Source organism: Candidatus Omnitrophota bacterium (genome assembly GCA_028712255.1).
Lineage (GTDB): Bacteria > Omnitrophota > Gorgyraeia > Gygaellales > Profunditerraquicolaceae > UBA6249.
Genome location: JAQTQJ010000012.1, coordinates 1 through 18,842, shown reverse-complemented (window position 1 = coordinate 18,842; position 18,842 = coordinate 1). Strand labels below are relative to the sequence as shown.

Below are 18,842 nucleotides of genomic sequence, written 5' to 3'. Positions count from 1 at the left end.
CAGATACTCCCCTTCTTAATTCTTAGTTCTTAACTCTTAGTTCTGAATTTATGAGCCTCCCGCGACTCGAACGCGGCACAACCACATTAAAAGTGTGGTGCTCTACCGGATGAGCTAGAGGCCCAAAAGCTAACTCTAAAAAAAGCTGTAAGCTGTAAGTTTTAAGCTTATAGCTTATAGCTTATAGCTTATAGCTTATAGCTTATAGCTTATAGCTTATAGCTTATAGCTTATAGCTTATAGCTTATAGCTTAAAACTCCAATATTTCCTTCTCTTTACTCTTTAAGAGCTCGTCAATCTTAGCAATATATTTATCAACTATTTTTTGCAATTCATCGACACCGCGAAATTTTTCATCCTCAGAGATAAACTTATCTTTTTCTAGCTTCTCTACCGCTTCTTTTGCGTCTCTCCTGATTGTACGCATAGATACACGGCCATCTTCGGACATTTTATGCACTAGCTTTGCCATTTCAAGGCGTCTCTCTTTGGATAATTGTGGAACAGTAATTCTAATTACCTTACCATCATTAGAAGGACTAACCCCAAGGTTAGATTTTAAAATCGCCTTCTCAATCTCAGCAATTGCCGTAATATCCCAAGGCTGGATAACAATCAAATGCGCATCAGGAGCGGATATTGCCGCCAGCTGTTTTAACATGGTCAGAGTCCCATAATAATCGATATGCAAACCTTCAACTAAACTTGGAGATGCCCTACCTGTCCTTACTTCATGAAATTGACGATTCATTGATTCAAAAGCCTTTTTCATCTTTTCTTCTGTATTAAACAATATTTCTTTAATAGACATACTACTTACCTCCAATTATCTAACAACCGTACCGATATTTTCACCCAAAATTACCCGCCTGGTATTACCCAGGCGATTAAGATTAAAAATAACAATGGGTAGTTTATTGTCCATACAAAGGCTAACTGCCGTTGCATCCATTACCTTTAAACCTTTTTTAAGCACATCTATATATTTTAAACGGCTAAATTTTTTAGCATTTTTTACTTTCATCGGATCAGCAGAATATACACCATCAACTTTAGTAGCTTTAAGAATAGCATCGGCATTAATTTCCATGGCACGTAACGCTGCGGCTGTGTCAGTAGTAAAATAAGGATTCCCGGTACCTGCCACAAAAATTACCACTCTGCCCTTTTCTAAATGCCGTATCGCTCTCCTTCTAATATAAGGCTCCGCTATCTTTTGCATCTCAATGGCGGTCATAACGCGAGTAGGCACGCCGCTTTTCTCCAAAGTATCTTGTAAAGAAAGTCCATTGATTACAGTAGCTAACATCCCCATATAATCTGCGACACTACGGTCCATATCCAACCCACGGCAATCAGTATTTTCTTGGCCCCGCAAGATATTACCTGCACCTAAAACAACAGCCACATCTACCGCCATATCTCTAATTTCTTTAATCTGGGCCGATATGGCTTTAAGAACCTGCGGATCTATGCCATGCGGTTTCTTTCCCGCAAGCGCTTCACCGCTTATTTTAAGGACAATCCTTTTATAAACTGGTTTTACCATTTATTTTATTCGCCGATCTTATAACGGGTAAACCTGCGGATAACCACATTTTCGCCGATTTTTGAAACGATGTTGCCTAAATAATCCTTGATCGTCAGAGTTGGATCTTTTACAAAAACCTGTTCTAGTAAACAATTATTTTTATAGTAATCTTCTTTGCTCTTTTCATGCTTTAAGACCTCCTCCGGAACATCCTCTTTCTTAATATACTCCGGACTAGTCGCGGCAATCTGCATAGCCAGGTCTTTGGTAAATTTAATAAACTCCTCATTTCTAGCAACAAAATCCGATTCGCAGTTAACCTCTAGTAGAACCCCAATTTTGTTACCATGATGTATATAAGAATCGACCCTGCCTTCTTTAGCCGCACGGCCCTGCTTTTTAGCAGCGACTTCCAATCCTTGTTTGCGTAATAATATAATTGCCTGCTTTATGTCTCCCTTGGCTTCCTCTAGGGCTTTTTTACAATGAGCAACACTTGAACAGGTTAAATCTCTTAACTCCTTAATTGCATCAACTGAACTCTTCATTTTAAAATTACCCCTTTTTTCTTAATTTTGGCTTTAAATCCGCAGCTGGTTTCAAATGCGCCCTTTTTGTTGCTGCAGCATTATCAGTAAGCGGATGGCTATCTTCAACAATCTCTTCAATCTCTTTTATTTTAATCTCCTCTTCCGGTAAAACCTCAACCGGAATATCTTGCTTAGCCTCCTCTACCTTAACCCCTTCTTGAGTAAGATATGACAAGAATTTTTTTCTGCCTTCAATAATCGTATCGGCAATAATCGCCGCTACCGTGCGAATAGATTTAGTAGCGTCATCATTACCAGGAATAGGATAATCCACCAAAGAAGGATTAGAATTAGTATCAATTAACCCGATTATCGGGATACCCAATCTACGTGCCTCTCGCACCGCAGTCTCTTCTTTTTTAGTATCTACGACAAATACCGCCTTGGGCATCCGCTCCATAGGAACAATCCCTGAGAAGTTTTTATTCAGTTTAGCCAGTTCTTTTTCTAAAAGCGCAACCTCTTTTTTAGTTAATTTCTCAAATGTCCCGTCTGTGCGCATTTTTTCGATATCTTTTAGCCGATTAATACTCTTCTTTATAGTGGAAAAATTTGTAAGCATTCCGCCCGGCCAACGGTCAGTAACATAATACATTCCGCTGCGTATAGCCTCCTGCTTAATTACATCCTGAGCCTGTTTTTTAGTCCCCACAAAGAGTACAAATTCACCCTTAGAGGTTATCTCAGTTAAAAAATCCCGAGCAGCATTAATACATTCCTCGGTCTTTTCCAGATCGATGATATAAATACCGCTTCTTGAACCAAAAATAAATTTTTTCATCTTCGGATTCCAGCGTTTAGTCTGGTGCCCAAAATGTACCCCTGCTTCTAGAAGTTGCTTGATTAATTCTGATGGCACGTTTCTACTCCCCCTTCTTTCTTCTCTTTATTGGTTAATATATATTTCTTATCTATTGTTGCAGAAAACAACAATCCCAGCTCAAAAAATAAGCCCAGATTTCAGGATAAGAAGTTAATCGTGTAATTATAGCAAAATTTTATCCATTTGCAACTATTTTTGTAACTCTTGGGCCTCATACAACCGCTTATACAAACCATTGTGTTCCAGCAGTTGGCTATGCGTTCCTTGTTCAACAATCATTCCTTTATCTAAAACTACAATTCTGTTTGCATTTCTTACCGTAGAAAGCCGATGTGCAATCATAAATACCGTTCTCCCAGTAACTAGCTGATCAAGGGCCTCCTGTACAATGCGTTCAGAGGCAGAATCTAATTGCGAAGTGGCTTCATCCAGAATCAATATCGGAGCATCCTTTAAAAGAGCGCGCGCTATAGCAATGCGTTGACGCTCTCCGCCAGAAATCTTAACTCCTCTATCACCAATAGTCGTCTCATACCCTTGAGGGCATTTAAGTATAAAATCATGTGCGTGCGCCTTCCTGGCTGCTTCTTCAATCTCTTCAGTAGAAGCATTGAGCTTACCATAAGCGATATTAGAACGGATTGTGTCATTAAAAAGCATGGTTTCCTGATTGACTATGCCAATTTGGTTACGTAATGATTTTAAACTAAATTCCCGGATATCAACTCCGTCGATAGATACAATCCCTTTCTGAGGATCATAAAATCGCGGAATTAAATCTACCAATGTACTCTTACCTGAACCGCTAGGCCCGACAATCGCCAGCATCTGGCCATGCTCTATATCTAAAGTAATTCCCTTTAAAATCTGGGCATCAGTATAACTGAACCAAACATCGCTAAATCTGATATTCTTCTTAAAATTTTCCATAACCCTTGGTTGCAGCGCCTCTTTTACGCTAGCTTGAGTTTCCAATACCTCATGTATGCGCTCGCTAGCGGCCAAGCCCTGTTGATTCAAAGCATTAACCTGACTTAATTTTTTAAATGGGCTAAACAATGAAAAAAATGAACCTATAAAAAGCCCAAATACTCCAAAAGAAATCCTGCCGGCAATAACCTCATGCCCGCCCCAGAAAACAACACAAGCTCCGGCTACTGCTATTAAAAGCTCCATAGAAGAATTAAGTAAAAGCGAACGCTTGATTGTCCTCATACAGATTTTAAAATAATCTACATTTACCCGGTTAAATTTATTAACCTCATACTCCTCCATATTAAAAGCCTTAACGATTCTGGCTCCCATAATCGTCTCATATAGCAGGGAATTAGTATCGGCAATCTTTTCCTGGGAACGTTTGGAAAGCTTTCTTAAGGCCTTACCGACTTTTATAATTGGGAAACTAATCAAAGGTAAAAACACAAATGAAATCAAAGCCATCTTAAAATAGATAAAGAAAATAAAGGCAGCAAAAATTACTACCTGCAGGCTCTGATAAATCAAATCCGTTGAACCATAAGAAACGGCATTTTCTACGATTTTGGCGTCGTTAGTAATCCGCGACATCAACTCTCCGCCGCGTTTATGGGTAAAATAATTAAGAGATAGTGACTGAATCTTAGCGTAAAGCTGGCTCTTGATATCCCGGATCACCCGCTGGCCGATATCCGACATAAGATAACTTTGGAAAAACCCAAAAACTCCTTTTAAGAAAAGCAATAGCAGAAAACCAATCACCATATAGTTGAGCATAACACCCGGAGGAATATTGTTTATTTTATCTACAAAATTAGCCAGAAAATCCGGTAATTTAGTAGGGACAATAATCTTTTTATGGGTCAAAACTATATCAACCAATGGCAGCATCATCGTATAAGTTACCCCGTTAAATACCGCAGAGAACCCCATACAAACGATAGCAGCAAAAAAAAGCCCCTTGTAAGGCTTCACAAATTTCAATAATTTTAAGTAATCCTTCATGATTATTCCTTCCTGTAAGGGCATTATTTTAGCATATAATCTAACTCTGGCAAACCTTTTTATTGCATTATTGCCTTACAAAAACCAGGGGACGGTTCTCTTTTTTAAGAGAACCGTCCCCTTTATTTTAACACAGCACAAAATTTTAATTGCAACAAAACACACACTTTGCTATGATTATGGAATGAGTAAACTTAAAATTGGTGTAATCGGAATAGGACATTTAGGCAGTATCCACGCTAAGATATATAAGGAAAGTCCAAATTGCCAACTTGTGGGTGTATGCGATACTAATTCGGAATCACTAAACCGGACTTGTGCCGATCTGGGAGTACCAGGATATAGCGATTATAAAGAACTTTTTGGTAAAGCAGATGCGGTAAGTATTGCTGTTCCTACAGTATTGCACCACAAAGTGGCCGTAGAATTCCTTAAGGCAGGCATACATACCCTAGTTGAGAAACCTTTCACCTTAACCCTAAAAGAAGCTGACGACCTGATTAAGATCGCCGACAAAAATAAGCTTATTCTACAGGTTGGGCACATTGAAAGGTTCAATTCTGCTTTCGCAGCTACGCTTAAAATCATTAAAATGCCCAAATTTATTGAGTGTCACCGCCTTTCAAGCTTCCCTAACCGCTCTTTGGATGTAGGCGCAGTACTTGATATTATGATTCATGATATTGATATTGTACTGGGGCTGGTAAATTCGCCGCTAAAAAGAATTGACTCTGTAGGAGTAAACGTGCTGACTAAATTTGAGGACATTGCCAATACCCGCCTGACTTTTAAGAATGGCTGCGTTGCTAACCTCACCGCCAGCCGAGTATCCGATGATCCTATGCGCAAGATCCGCATCTTTCAGGAAGATACCTATATATCCCTAGATTATAAAAACGCCCAAGCCTCGGTTTACCGAAAAATCGGTTTGCAGATAACTAAAGAGAACCTGCCCATAGAAAAAGAACAACCACTGCAAAAAGAACTGGAATCATTTATCTCCTGTGTAACTAATAACACTACCCCTCTAGTTTCTGGCCCGATAGCCCGTCAGGCGTTGGAAGTTGCTCTAAAAATCCAAAGACAAATATGGAACAGATAAAAAAAATCTTTATCGTTTGCGGCGAGCCTTCCGGAGATCTTTTGGCAGGGAATCTTGCCAGCGCAATCAAAAACCTTAACCCAAACATAAAAATTTCGGGCGTAGGAGGTACAAATTTAGCCTGCGCCGGATGCGAAATTTTCTATAATATTAAAGAACTTTCAGTCATGGGGTTATTTGATGTTTTAAAGAAGCTGCCGAAATTCTTTAAGTTAAAAAAAATAATTTTGGAGAAAATTTACGCCGATAAACCTGATGCCATAATTTTAGTTGATTTCTCCGGTTTTAACCTGCGCCTTGCCAAAACCATCAATAAACGCATACCTGTCATCTATTATGTCAGCCCGCAAGTTTGGGCTTCAAGAGAAAAAAGAATAAATAATATAAAAAAGTTTGTCTCCAAGATGTTTGTGCTCTTTAAATTCGAAGAGGAATTTTATAAACAACGCTCAATAGAGGCAACCCGCGTAGGCCATCCTTTAATAGATCTAGTAAAACCAACTCTAACAAAACAGGAATTTTTGGATTTTTTTAGGCTTTCTCCTAATAAAAAAATCGTTGCCCTGCTACCCGGTTCACGCAAACAGGAAGTTCGATTAATCTTGCCCATAATGCTTAAGACTGCCAAAATTATCAACAAAATAAACCCTCAAACACAATTTGTTATCGCTAAAGCTCCTAATTTAAATACTCAAATATACCAAGACGCATGCAAAAAATTTAATCTGGATTTAAATATTATCGATGGAAAAACTTACGACTGCCTTGATATAGCCCAAGCAAGTATGGTCTGTTCTGGAACAGCCACCCTAGAAGCGGCAATCATCCAAAAACCTTTTGTAATCATATATAAAACTAACATTCTAAATTACTTACTTTATCGGCCACAGGTAAAAATACCTTACATTGGTATGGTTAATATCGTAGCCGGCAAACAGGTTGTTCCGGAGTTTCTTCAGTTTAATGCTGACCCAAAAAAAATTGCTGCCTCAATTCTAAAATTCCTGAAGGATCCGCTTGCCGCAAAAATTTTAACAGAAGAACTGTCAATTGTAACAAACAAACTCGGAGCTCCGGGAGCAGCGAGCCGAGCCGCAAAGTTAATTCTTGATTTCTTGAAATAAAGGGACCGTTTCTATTTTTCTCGAATTGAACTCAAGAAAAATAGAAACGGTCCCTATTATTTCTTGGCTAATTTTATACGTTCGTCAATCGGAGGATGGGTAAAAAAGAAAAACTTGATCAATGGGTGCGGGTTTCTGTCGGCAAGATTCTGATTAGCAAGCTTCTCCATCAACGAGATAAATGCTTCATTAGAACCGGTAACCTTCAAAGCTAAATTATCTGCTTCTTTCTCAAAGAAACGGCTGATAAATGCCTCTAGCGGCTGCATAATAATCCCGAATAATATAAAATAAAGAAAAACCAGCGGCAGACTTGCTATCTGTTTAAGAGATTCTAAGTTAAATGCTGTTAAAACAATACCACTAGTCCTAAAAATTAAATAGAATAACCCTAAAGTCACCAAGGAATTTACAATAATCAACTTTATTATATGCCCAAGCCGGTAATGAGCAAATTCATGCGCCAAAATCACCTCAATCTCATCATGGCTATATTTATCTTTTAAGGTATCTGCCAGAAGCACCCGCCTACTTTTCCCCATACCGGTAAATGCCGCATTTGCCTTGAGCGTTTTTTTACTGAAATCTATTTCAAAAACATCCATCAATCTAATCTGCATTTTAGAAGCCAAATTAAAAATTCTTTGGCGTAAAATTTCATCATCGAGTTTCTTATATTTAAAAAACAACGGAATAATTAATACGGGAGTAAGCTTTGCCAAAACCAGGCTAAAAAATATCCAAAAGATAGAAGTAACCAGCCACCATTGGTTAAATCTTCCGAAGATCCAATAAAAAGACAAAACTAATATTAAAGAAATTATATACCCTAATATTGCAGATTTTAATTGATCCATCCACCAAGCCCCTAGTTTCTGATTGGTGAGATTAAATTTATGTTCCAGAAAAAAACTAGCATAGAAATTAAGCGGTAAATTTAGTAAATAATATAACATCCCTACTATTAAGAGGAACAAGGCGACAAGTAGATAACTTGGCAGGTTTATATTCCTAAGTAAAGACTCCAGGGACAAAGAAAACCCTGATCCTAAAAAAATCAGAATCAGGGTTATGCTGTAAACTAAATCAATAATGCTTAAAGTGTACTTACAATGAGAGTAACTTTTGGCCACTGCAGTAGCAGCCATTTATTTCTTGGTTGTTTTGGCCAGTGGAGCAACGTTAATAAATGTGCGTACCTTGCCGTGGCTGGTTTTCTTACGGGTAAAGTAAACCTTACCCGCACAAAGAGCAAACAATGTTCCCGGCCCACGAACATTTATTCCTGCCTTATAAGTATCCACACCGCGCACCAAAATTTCTCCGGTTTTAACCAATTTTCCACCGCTTGATTTAAGTGCCTTATCTTTTTTGGGAGTAGAAAAACCACCTATCATTTTAATCCTTCCTACCTGCAAATAAGCAGGCTTATCGTTTTATATGAGCAATAATAATACCACAAAATCCCTAATTAAGCAATACCTCTTCATCTTTATCCGGGATATGCACGTCTAGCCCCTTTTGCATCAATATCTGAGCAAGGGCCTGGGACTGTTCAAGTTCGCCATGTACCAAAAAGATCCGTTTAAGTGGTAGGCATCCTGAAACAAAATCCAATAGCTCTGTCTGGTCGGCATGCCCGGAAAAAGCATTAATTACTACTACCTCCGCATTAAGTTCGTACTCTACTCCGAATATTTTTACCAAACGATTTTTCTCGACTATCCTTCTGCCTAAAGTATCCTGCGCCATATATCCGACAACCAGGATCATATTACGTGTATCCTCGATATTATTCTGCAAATGGTGCAATATTCTTCCGGATTCACACATACCGCTTCCAGCAATAATAATCATCGGACGCTTATCAAAATTCAAAGCCTTGGATTCTTTTTGCTCCCGGATAAAACGCAAATTCAATAATTCAAACGGATTATCACCTTTATCAAATGCACGCTTGGTCTTATCATTTAAAAAATCAATGTGATACTCAAACAGATCGGTAATATTGGTGGCTAGCGGGCTATCCACATAAATAGGCACAGAAGGAATAAGCTTATCCTTAAGTAATTCATTCAGGAAATAAATTACCTCCTGCGTGCGCTCCAGAGTAAAAGAAGGAATTAAAACCTTTCCCCCGCGCCTTATAGCCCGGGCAATTGCTTCTCTTAATTTTGACTGCGCCTCTTCAATTGGCCGATGAAGGCGGCCCCCATAAGTAGACTCCATGATTAAATAATCAAGCCCCTTAGGAATTACGGGGTCACCCAAAAGAGGAAGATTCTTTCTCCCCAAATCTACCGCATAGCCCAGGCGAAAAGTTTTCTGCTCGTCTTTAATATCCAAAACAACGGTTCCTGAACCTAAAATATGCCCAGCATCTAGAATGGTTGCGCAAATATCGCGGGCTATACAAAACTTCTGATTATAAGCAATCGGGCGGAAAATTTTAGTGGCACGGGATGCCTCTTTTGCAGTATACAAAGGTTTACGCAAAGGCATATTTATGCGTTTATTGATTTTATTTACGTAGCGCACATCCTCTTCTTGAATCTTTCCCGAGTCAATCAACATAAGATCCGCCAAATCCTTAGTTGCCGAAGTAGTATAGATCTTGCAACGTAATCCCTGCTTAATTAGATTGGGAATATTTCCGCAATGATCGATGTGCGCATGCGATAAAACCATGGCATTAATCGTACGCGGATTATAATGAAAAGTTGTATTGATTCCATAGAAGGCATCACGATGCCCTTGAAAGAGGCCAGCGTCAAGAAGAACCTCTGTCTTACCAGCCGTAATCAGATGGCTAGAACCAGTAACAGTTTTTGCTCCTCCTAGAAATTTTATCTTAACTGACATAATTTTCTCTTTGCTTGTTTATTCGTAGGTAGAATAAAAATACGGGGTGTAAGCCATAAATTCTGCCGCACATGTATCAACCAACTTAAAATCCGCCGTTATACCCATGGATTTTCTTAAATTATAAACACCTACCTCATCTTGTGATAAAATTTTAGCCAATTGTTTATCACTAAAACCATATTCCTTAGCATGCTTAAGTAATTCATAAGTTATATTATTTTTATTTGCCAATAACTCTCTCTCGCAATCAATAATCTCTTTAATATTATGCAAAAACCAGGGGTCAATTTTAGTCAGATCGTGAATTGTTTCGATATCCAGCTTGGCGCGGAAAGCATCCCCAATATAAAAGATCCTCTCTGCGTTAGGCTGCTTCAACTTACAATAAATCTCATCTAAAGTTTCTTTTTCTACTTTTATATCTTCTAAATTATTAAAAACAATGCTTTCTAATCCAAATTTTTTAATTTCCAAAGAACGCAAGCCCTTCTGCAAAGATTCTTTAAATGTACGGCCGATAGACATAGCCTCTCCTACCGACTTCATTGATACTCCTAATGTATCATCTGCCAAAGCAAATTTTTCAAAAGTAAAACGCGGTATCTTTACCACGCAATAGTCGATCGCCGGCTCAAAACAAGCGCATGTGGACTTAGTAATATCATTGGGTATTTCATCAAGAGTATAACCTACTGCAAGTTTAGCAGCAATTTTGGCGATAGGAAAACCGGTAGCTTTCGAAGATAATGCCGAGCTACGCGAAACGCGGGGATTCATCTCGATGATTACCATTCTGCCAGTCTTAGGATTAATAGCAAACTGAATATTGGAACCGCCGGTAGCAACCCCAATTTCGCGAATGCAGGCAATAGCAGCATCACGCATCTTTTGATACTCTCTATCCGTTAATGTCTGAATAGGAGCAACTGTAATACTGTCTCCGGTATGTATACCCATAGGATCTAGGTTCTCAATAGTACAGATAACCACTACATTATCTTTTAAGTCGCGCATAACTTCCAACTCAAATTCCTTCCAGCCAATCAAAGACTCCTCAACCAGAATCTCACCTATCATACTGGACTCTAATCCTCGTTTAGCTAAGACCTTAAAATCTTCCATATTATAAGCAATTGATCCCCCTGCTCCACCCATAGTAAAACTTGGCCGGATAATTATAGGAAAACCTATATCTTTGGCTATACCAATTGCCTCTTCTAAATTATGAGCCTGATCGCTTTTAGGCAAATCCAATCTGATTTTCTTCATTGCTGCTTTAAATAACTTACGGTCTTCGCCTTTTTTAATTGCTTTTATATCGGCTCCGATAGTCTCAACCTTATATTTTTTTAATACTCCTAATTTGTCCAATTCCACGGCAGTATTTAAAGCAGTCTGTCCGCCAAGAGTAGGCAGAAGCGCATCCGGCCTTTCCTTAGCAATAATTTTTTCTACTATCTCTGCCGTAATAGGCTCAAGATAGGTCTTATCGGCAACCTCCGGATCAGTCATAATTGTCGCCGGGTTGGAATTTACTAAAATAATCTTATATCCTTCCTGTTTTAAAACCTTACAAGCCTGGGTACCGGAGTAATCAAATTCACAGGCCTGTCCGATAACGATAGGGCCGCTTCCTATAATTAGAATCTTTTTTATATCAGTTCTTTTAGGCATATTTTTAAAAACAGCCGTAAGTTTTAAGCTATAAGTTGTAAGCTTAATACTTACCGCTTATAGCTTACAGCTTATTTTGAATTTCTGGTTTTCCACTCTTTCATCAATTCTATAAATTCAGCAAATAAATACTGCGCATCATGCGGCCCGGGAGAAGCTTCAGGGTGAAACTGTACACAAAATAGAGGCAGCTTTTTATGGCAGAACCCCTCTGAAGTGTCATCATTTAAATTTACATGCGTTAATTCAATATCTTTTTTGTTTAAAGAACCCGTATCTACACAAAACCCATGGTTTTGACTAGTGATAGAAACCTTACCAGTTCTTAAATCCTTCACCGGATGATTTGCTCCATGGTGGCCAAATTTTAACTTATAGGTTTTGCCTCCTAAAGCAAGCCCAAGCATTTGATGCCCCAGGCAAATCCCAAAAATTGGAACCTGACCAATTAAATTGGCAACTGTTTTAATTACATAATCAACTGCTGCCGGATCTCCCGGCCCATTAGAAAGTAAGATGCCATCTGGTTTCTCTTCTAAGATCTCCTTAGAACTTGCTTGCGCGGGCACAACCGTAACATTACATTTAAGTGCCGCCAACACCCTTAATGTATTAAGTTTTACCCCGCAATCTAAAACTACAACCTTATATTTATTTTCTTTAGACTGTGAATAAACATATTTTTTGACAATAGCAACTTCTTTAACTAAATCCAAACCCACTAAACCTGGGCTTTTTCTAGCTTTATTTATTAAGCTATTCCTATCTAAATCCTGCGTTGATAAAATCGCTTTCATAGCGCCTTTTTCTCTTATATGTAAGGTAAGCGCCCGAGTATCAATCCCTTCAATTGCCAAAATATTATTTTCTTTTAAATAATCCCCCAAATCCTGGTCTTTTCTCCAATTACTGGCCAGATTACTGTATTCTTTAACTACAAAACCATTTAAAAAAGCTCTACGGCTCTCCACATCTTCTTTATTAATCCCGTAATTGCCGATCAAAGGATAGGTCATGGCCACAATCTGGCCACGATAAGAAGGATCAGTGATAATCTCCTGGTAGCCGGCCATGCTGGTATTAAAAACAACTTCACCCAAAGCTTCGCCGTTTGAGCCAAAAGAGCGCCCTTTGAATATTAATCCATCCTCTAAAACAAGATAGGCCACCATAATTATTTTTTTTCTGCTGCAGCGCGGATAAATTCTCTAAATAGAGGGTGCGCCGCATCGGGTTTGGATTTGAATTCGGGGTGAAATTGCACGGCAATAAAATAAGGATGTTTCTTTAATTCCACGATCTCAACCAAATTTTTCTTCTGATAAATACCGGAAAAGACCACACCTTTGCACTCAAGTTTTTTACGGAATTTATTATTAAACTCAAACCTATGCCTGTGCCGCTCAAATACAATTTTTTTCTGATAAACCTTCCAGGCCAGAGTATTCTTTTTTATCTTACATGGATAGGCACCCAGGCGCATCGTGCCCCCCATATCTTTAATATTTTTCTGCTCAATTAAAAGGCTAATTACCGGATTCTTTGTTTTGGGCTTAAACTCAGTAGAATTTGCATCTTTTAAGTCGCATATGGCGCGTGCAAAATCCATCACTGCACACTGCATTCCCAAGCAGATCCCCAAAAAAGGAATCTTATTTTTACGCGCAAAACTAACCGCTTTAATCTTGCCCTCTATGCCTCTGCACCCAAACCCTCCGGGCACTAAAATTGCATCTACTCCCGTAAGCAACTTCTCAGCCCCATGTTTTTCAATATCCTCAGAATCAATCTTTTTGACCTCAACTTTGACTTGGTTACTGATACCGCCATGAGTAATGGCTTCATAAATAGACTTATAAGCATCTTGTAACCCAATGTATTTGCCTACTACCGCCACCTGAACTGTCTTTTTAGGAGAAAACAGGCGTTCTACCACATTTTTTTCCCAATCCTTTAAATCGGATGGCTTAGAGATTAATCCAAAGTGACTTAAGATTATTTCATCCAAAATCTGCCCCTTAAAAACCAGAGGAACCTGATAGATTGATTCCACATCACGCGATTCGATAACTGCTTCTTTTCTTACATTACAAAACAGGGATATTTTTTCCTTAACATCATCAGAAAGAGGTTTTTCGGTACGGCAAACCAATATATCCGGCTGTATCCCAATCTCACGTAAAGTTTGCACGCTATGCTGCGTAGGCTTAGTTTTTATTTCATCAGCAACTTTTATATAGGGAACCAGGGTAAGATGGATATAGAGAACATTCTTTTCTCCGGCATCCAATTCAAATTGCCGAGCCGCCTCCAAGAAAGGCAGGCTTTCAATATCTCCCACGGTTCCGCCAATCTCAATCAAGACGATATCAGCCTGGCTGACTTGAGCAACCTTTTTAATCCTATCTTTTATTTCACCTGTAATATGGGGAATAACCTGAATGGTTTTACCTAAATAATCACCGCGGCGCTCACGCGAAATTACAGCATTATAAACCTGGCCGGTAGTAGCGTTATTAAACTTGGTCATCTGCGCCTTGGTAAATCTTTCGTAATGGCCCAAATCTAAATCAGTCTCTGCCCCGTCATCAGTAACATAAACCTCTCCATGTTGATAAGGATTCATCGTGCCCGGATCAACATTGATATAAGGATCCAATTTCATTAAGGTAACTTTAAGGCCGCGAGATTCCAAAATTTTACCGATAGAAGCGCAAGCTATTCCCTTTCCCAAGCTTGAAATTACACCACCGGTTACAAAGATATATTTGGTCATAGGTTTATATGGAGAAGGCGTTTGGTGCCCAGATATTTGGGCCCCTAAACGCCTTTGTTTTATTAACTATAACAAAAACAATTAGGAATGTCAAATTATTTTTAAAATAAAGGGGACGGTTCTCTTAAAAAAGAGAACCGTCCCCTTTATTCAGGTAAATGCAAAAATTCCTTGCCTTCCTTCCAAGGGTTAAGATAACGTTGAATACTTAAACTATTATCTTGAGCAAGGTCAACCAGGCGCCTCTTTTCTACAGGAGAAACTACTTCAACCTTTGGCCTACGGATATCGGATTCATTCTCCTCCTTAACTATAGCAATACTTTCATCACTTAGCGCAACTACCGCGCCAACTGGCCAAAGTCCTAAAAATTTAAAAAACTTATCCAATAGCTGAGGATCGAATGATCCCCCTTCATTTCTATTCATTATATTATAAACTAAATCCGGGGAGTAGTCTTGTTTATAGCTACGCCTTTGCGAAAGGGCATCATAAACATCACAAATAGAAACAATCGAAGAGGCGATATGTTGTTTCCTCAATAAGGGTAGCCTTGGATAGCCTGAAGAGTCATATTTTAGATGGTGCTCAAAGCTAACCACTACTGGTAACATACCCAAGGTATCGACATACTTAAGCATTATTTCTGCGCCTAATATAGTATGGCTTTTAATACTGCCAAATTCAGAATCGGAAAGTTTACCGGCTTTATGTAATATTTTCCGTGAAATGGATATTTTACCGATATCATGGAACATGGCTGCAACGCCAATATCCAAAACATCCGCTTTATCGAAACCTAACCGTGAAGCAAAATACATAGAAAAGATAGAAACATTGAGCATATGTGTATAGGTTTCCACATCATATCTCTTCAGCGTAGCCAGTTTGAGCAGTTCATTACGCTGTGTATCTAGGTTTTCCAGAATATTATTGAGTGAAAACTTAAGCGCAAGGTGATCGATTTGTTCGGAGTTAAGCACTCCGCTTAAAGCCTGGTTAACTTTGTCTGCAGAAGAATCATAAAGGCTAAGCTGAGCCAGCCCAAAGGCTTTCTCTTCATTTTCATCATCAACTTTTAGCTTACTTATCTTAATATGATTTATTCCGGAAACTGTAAGCATTTCCTGGGGGTCACCTTTAAAAACCTCCTTAGGCCTGGCAATTAAACTTACAAAGTTTTCAAGTTCCTCTTTAGTCAACCCGATAAGAAAACCAAGCCTTTCGATATTCCTCTCTTTTAGATAAAGAATCGATGGACGCAGAAACTTGCTCAAATCAAAAAGAATTTCCTTTTCAAAAGCCAGCTCTTCTCCAACAATCCCAATAACCATCTCCTGACGAGTAGAAAAAACACTCTCAAAAGCTATATAAGTATTATCCAAAGATTTGGTATACATAGGGTGCTTAGGCCCGTACATCTTAAGGGCCTGGAGGCAATTGAGTAAATCCTTAAAAGCTGTCTGAATATCAGCAGACATTCCACTCTCCTAAAATCTGTTTTGCTTTATTACGCAACTTTCTATTCCAAAAAAATCTCTTTTTAGCTAATTCACGAATCCAGCTTGCTGCTTTGGTAATTTTTAAATCAAAAACGATCTGCATATTTTCTATTAAAAGATTATTCCTCCTGCCCCAAGGACTGGGAATCTTAAACAATAAATCCAACGCAGCAAGCTGGCCTTGGTCGTCCAACATTAAAACAGAAAACAAATTTTTCCTAAGCGACAAGGAATTCGTCCCTAGCTGACGTAAAAGAAAATCAACATCCACTTTTTCAAATTTACGCATGGCTTTTAGTGTTTCAGATTTAATCAATTCATTAGCTGAAGAATAGATATATTCCAATACAGGCAAAGCCATCCTTTCATCAAGCTGGCTTAAAGAATCAATTAAATCTCCAAGAAAATCCATGTCTGTAATTTTTTGCTCTAAACGCGGGTAAAAAACATCCATCTGCTGAGGAAACAATTTAAAAAATAACATTAAAACCTGTTTGTTGATTTTTCCAGAACTAGGCCCCGTTAGAACCCCGGCATCTAAGGGAGCAAATATTTTATCCAAGTAATAGTTAATATCTTGAGTGGCTGATGAAACCATATCCAAAAGAAATTCCTGCTGAACAGGCAAAGACTGGTTTAAAACGATATTCTCGATAAATGCAGAAAGTTTATTTTCAAGCTCGATACATACCTCCATACCATCATTCTTTTCTCTAGCCAGAAAACTATGGAGTTCTTTTAAGAAATCGATATCATTATCTTCAAATATTACGGGTAATTCTTTTTCTAACAACTCTGCGATAAACTTCAAATTATCCTGATCCTCGCTAACTGAAAACAGGCTCAAAAGTATATAATGGTAATTTTGACGAAGCACTTTTTTATCGAAGGATAATATTCCAGAGGGAGTAATTCCCTTAACCAAAGATTCCAAGATATTCCGGTATACCGGGGATATATCTTCTCCCTGGGGACTAGTCAATAGATTCTGGACTCTTCTTACTGCGCTAGGATTATTCTTTAGGCGTTCAGCTCCATCCGTTCTACTCAAAAATTTTTCAGTAATCTTATGCGTATCTCTGTGCTCAGAAATCTTGGAGAAAAGATTAAGGCTTAAAGCATCAAAATTATCCTCATGTAAAATTCCTTCCCAGAGAAAAGCGCTGAAATCTTCCTGATCCAAACAATCGAAAATTGGCTTGAGCTTCTCCAGTTTTTCTGCATCAAGAAATTTTTTATTATGCATGAGCCATAAAAAAACATCCTTTGCACATTTATCGAATTTTTCCTTATTTCTTTCTTTTAAACAAAACAAGAATTCATTAATATTAGCCGGAAGATCTTCGCCTTCACAGATATCTTTGCCACTGCTCTGTTTAATAAGCTGTCCAAATTCATCGGCGATTCTCTCTAGTTTAACAGTATCATCGCTATATACGGCTTCTTTAAGCATATACCCCCAGAGATCATTACACTCACTTCCTTGCCCATGTAAAAAAACAGAGTAATCCAACTCCTCGATTGTTAAATGCACGGGTTTACTCTTGCCCAAGATAGCGTTAATGCCGCCACCTTTGAAAACATCTTTCTGAGGCAAAGAAACTACCGAAAGAAACTGGATCAACTCTTCAAGCGTTATACCACTTCTAATTTCAATGGTTTTAATTTTACGCTGGTGCAACAGATGGGCTAATTCTTCAAAAAACCCGCTTTTAGTCAGATTTTTTCCACCAACCACAATTCCGGAGCTAGTAATTCCGATATTAAGCGGATCTAAAACGGCAAGGGCTTCCTCAAGTTTAACTTTGAAATTTTCGACGGATTTAATAAAGTAAGGATGGTCTTTAGAATAAGAAAAAGAGTTGGTAAGGGTGACTCTTAAAGCACGGAAGAAACCTTCTAATATTTTTTCGTTGTCCACGAAAGCTATTCTACAACCAAAAAACTACTCCTGCAACTAATAAATACGGACAGTAAAAAAGGGACCGTTTCTGTTTTTCTAGTTATAAAAGATGAAAAATAGAAACGGTCCCTTTTTTAGAAACGGTCCCTTTTTTACCTACTCTTTCAATATTTTCTTAGCCTTATCATCAGAGGCATCCGTGATAAAGGTTATTTTTGTTTCTTTTTCTGTCTCACGATTTGCCGAAAAAATATCACTACGGGTAATTGAACTAAGCGTAAATCTTCTTGTCCCAGCCATTAACTGCTGCAGGCCCGCTGCCAATTTATCAGCCAGAGTCCAAAAGGCAACTGCTCCTAATGGCACATTTTTCATTTCATCTTTACCAACCTTTTTCTGAAGGTCATAGTAGCCGGCAAAAAGTTCCTCTGGAGTTGAGCCAAATTCAGCCACAGATGCAGGAAGCTTGTCCCAGCTACCACTCACCTTGGCTTTTACCGATGGATTTAATACTCCTTCGATATTTGAACCCAGATACGCCGGAATCATTAGCGCCCGCCCCATACAGACTAACTTTGTATAGGGTGCTCCCAATGATAACGCTTTAAATATATGATCTTCACGGGCCAGACCTCCGGCAAAAGCCATATCCACTACTTTCTGTCCCTTCTTACGTAAAATCTCTGCGTATTCATAAGCCTTAGAATGTAATAATATTGAGGGAACTCCCCATGTCTCCATCATATTCCAAGGGCTCATTCCTGTGCCGCCGCCAGACCCATCAATAGTAAGTAGGTCAAGTTTGGCTTCAGATGCATATTTTATAGACATAGCCAATGCTTCCATGCCGTAAGAACCGGTCTTTAACGATATCCTCTTATAACCGATTTAACGTAAGTATTTAACCGCCTTCATAAAACTCTCATTGACCTGTTTCTCTGAAGAGAGGCTTGTATAACCTAAACGGCTGT

Annotated in this window: 15 protein-coding genes, 1 tRNA gene and 1 pseudogene; 2 read left to right on the top strand and 15 right to left on the bottom strand. The window is 38.6% G+C overall.

Going from position 1 to position 18,842, the window contains the following annotated elements:
* Window positions 1–51 precede the first annotated feature (51 nt).
* From PHC29_06390 to PHC29_06365, 6 genes are all read right to left on the bottom strand, one after another.
* Window positions 52–124, bottom strand: a tRNA-Lys gene (locus tag PHC29_06390).
* 127 nt (window positions 125–251) lie between these two features.
* Entirely contained in the window at window positions 252–812 is a 561-nt protein-coding gene (frr, locus tag PHC29_06385; GenBank protein MDD5109118.1) for a ribosome recycling factor, read from the bottom strand.
* A 15-nt stretch (window positions 813–827) separates the two neighbouring features.
* Window positions 828–1,550 (bottom strand): UMP kinase, encoded by a 723-nt coding sequence (pyrH, locus tag PHC29_06380; protein ID MDD5109117.1) that lies wholly within the window; start codon window positions 1,548–1,550, stop codon window positions 828–830.
* 5 nt (window positions 1,551–1,555) lie between these two features.
* Window positions 1,556–2,080 carry an elongation factor Ts gene (gene tsf, locus PHC29_06375; protein ID MDD5109116.1) on the bottom strand — a complete coding sequence of 175 codons (525 nt, stop codon included), beginning with the start codon at window positions 2,078–2,080 and terminating at the stop codon, window positions 1,556–1,558.
* A gap of 7 nt (window positions 2,081–2,087) precedes the next feature.
* On the bottom strand, window positions 2,088–2,981 hold the full coding sequence (rpsB, locus tag PHC29_06370) for a 30S ribosomal protein S2 (GenBank protein MDD5109115.1): 894 nt from the start codon (window positions 2,979–2,981) through the stop codon (window positions 2,088–2,090).
* A 153-nt stretch (window positions 2,982–3,134) separates the two neighbouring features.
* Window positions 3,135–4,925, bottom strand: coding sequence for an ABC transporter ATP-binding protein (locus PHC29_06365; protein ID MDD5109114.1), 1,791 nt, complete (start codon window positions 4,923–4,925; stop codon window positions 3,135–3,137).
* A 184-nt stretch (window positions 4,926–5,109) separates the two neighbouring features.
* Here PHC29_06365 and PHC29_06360 point away from each other — a divergent pair, with 184 nt between their 5' ends.
* Both PHC29_06360 and lpxB read left to right on the top strand, forming a co-directional pair.
* On the top strand, window positions 5,110–6,027 hold the full coding sequence (locus PHC29_06360; protein MDD5109113.1) for a Gfo/Idh/MocA family oxidoreductase: 918 nt from the start codon (window positions 5,110–5,112) through the stop codon (window positions 6,025–6,027).
* Entirely contained in the window at window positions 6,015–7,151 is a 1,137-nt protein-coding gene (lpxB, locus tag PHC29_06355) for a lipid-A-disaccharide synthase (protein MDD5109112.1), read from the top strand. The genes PHC29_06360 and lpxB overlap by 13 nt, the downstream gene beginning before the upstream one ends.
* A 56-nt stretch (window positions 7,152–7,207) precedes the next feature.
* On the opposite strand, the gene PHC29_06350 is transcribed toward lpxB, so the two are convergent.
* The 9 genes and pseudogenes from PHC29_06350 to PHC29_06310 all read right to left on the bottom strand — a co-directional run bounded on the left by PHC29_06350 (window position 7,208) and on the right by PHC29_06310 (window position 18,842).
* Window positions 7,208–8,299, bottom strand: a complete 1,092-nt coding sequence (locus PHC29_06350) for a M48 family metallopeptidase (protein MDD5109111.1) — start codon at window positions 8,297–8,299, stop codon at window positions 7,208–7,210.
* Window positions 8,300–8,548, bottom strand: coding sequence for a 50S ribosomal protein L27 (locus PHC29_06345; protein ID MDD5109110.1), 249 nt, complete (start codon window positions 8,546–8,548; stop codon window positions 8,300–8,302).
* 70 nt (window positions 8,549–8,618) lie between these two features.
* Window positions 8,619–10,013: an MBL fold metallo-hydrolase gene (locus tag PHC29_06340; protein ID MDD5109109.1), complete on the bottom strand. Its 1,395-nt coding sequence runs from the start codon at window positions 10,011–10,013 to the stop codon at window positions 8,619–8,621.
* Window positions 10,014–10,031: 18 nt separating this feature from the next.
* Window positions 10,032–11,690 carry a carbamoyl-phosphate synthase large subunit gene (gene carB, locus PHC29_06335; protein ID MDD5109108.1) on the bottom strand — a complete coding sequence of 553 codons (1,659 nt, stop codon included), beginning with the start codon at window positions 11,688–11,690 and terminating at the stop codon, window positions 10,032–10,034.
* Window positions 11,691–11,761: 71 nt separating this feature from the next.
* Window positions 11,762–12,862 (bottom strand): glutamine-hydrolyzing carbamoyl-phosphate synthase small subunit, encoded by a 1,101-nt coding sequence (gene carA, locus PHC29_06330; GenBank protein ID MDD5109107.1) that lies wholly within the window; start codon window positions 12,860–12,862, stop codon window positions 11,762–11,764.
* A gap of 2 nt (window positions 12,863–12,864) precedes the next feature.
* Window positions 12,865–14,466 (bottom strand): CTP synthase, encoded by a 1,602-nt coding sequence (locus PHC29_06325; protein MDD5109106.1) that lies wholly within the window; start codon window positions 14,464–14,466, stop codon window positions 12,865–12,867.
* A gap of 146 nt (window positions 14,467–14,612) precedes the next feature.
* Window positions 14,613–15,947 (bottom strand): HD domain-containing protein, encoded by a 1,335-nt coding sequence (locus tag PHC29_06320; GenBank protein MDD5109105.1) that lies wholly within the window; start codon window positions 15,945–15,947, stop codon window positions 14,613–14,615.
* Window positions 15,937–17,889: a hypothetical protein gene (locus PHC29_06315; protein ID MDD5109104.1), complete on the bottom strand. Its 1,953-nt coding sequence runs from the start codon at window positions 17,887–17,889 to the stop codon at window positions 15,937–15,939. The genes PHC29_06320 and PHC29_06315 overlap by 11 nt, the downstream gene beginning before the upstream one ends.
* 138 nt (window positions 17,890–18,027) lie before the next feature.
* Window positions 18,028–18,842 (bottom strand): annotated as a pseudogene (locus tag PHC29_06310) (glutamate synthase-related protein).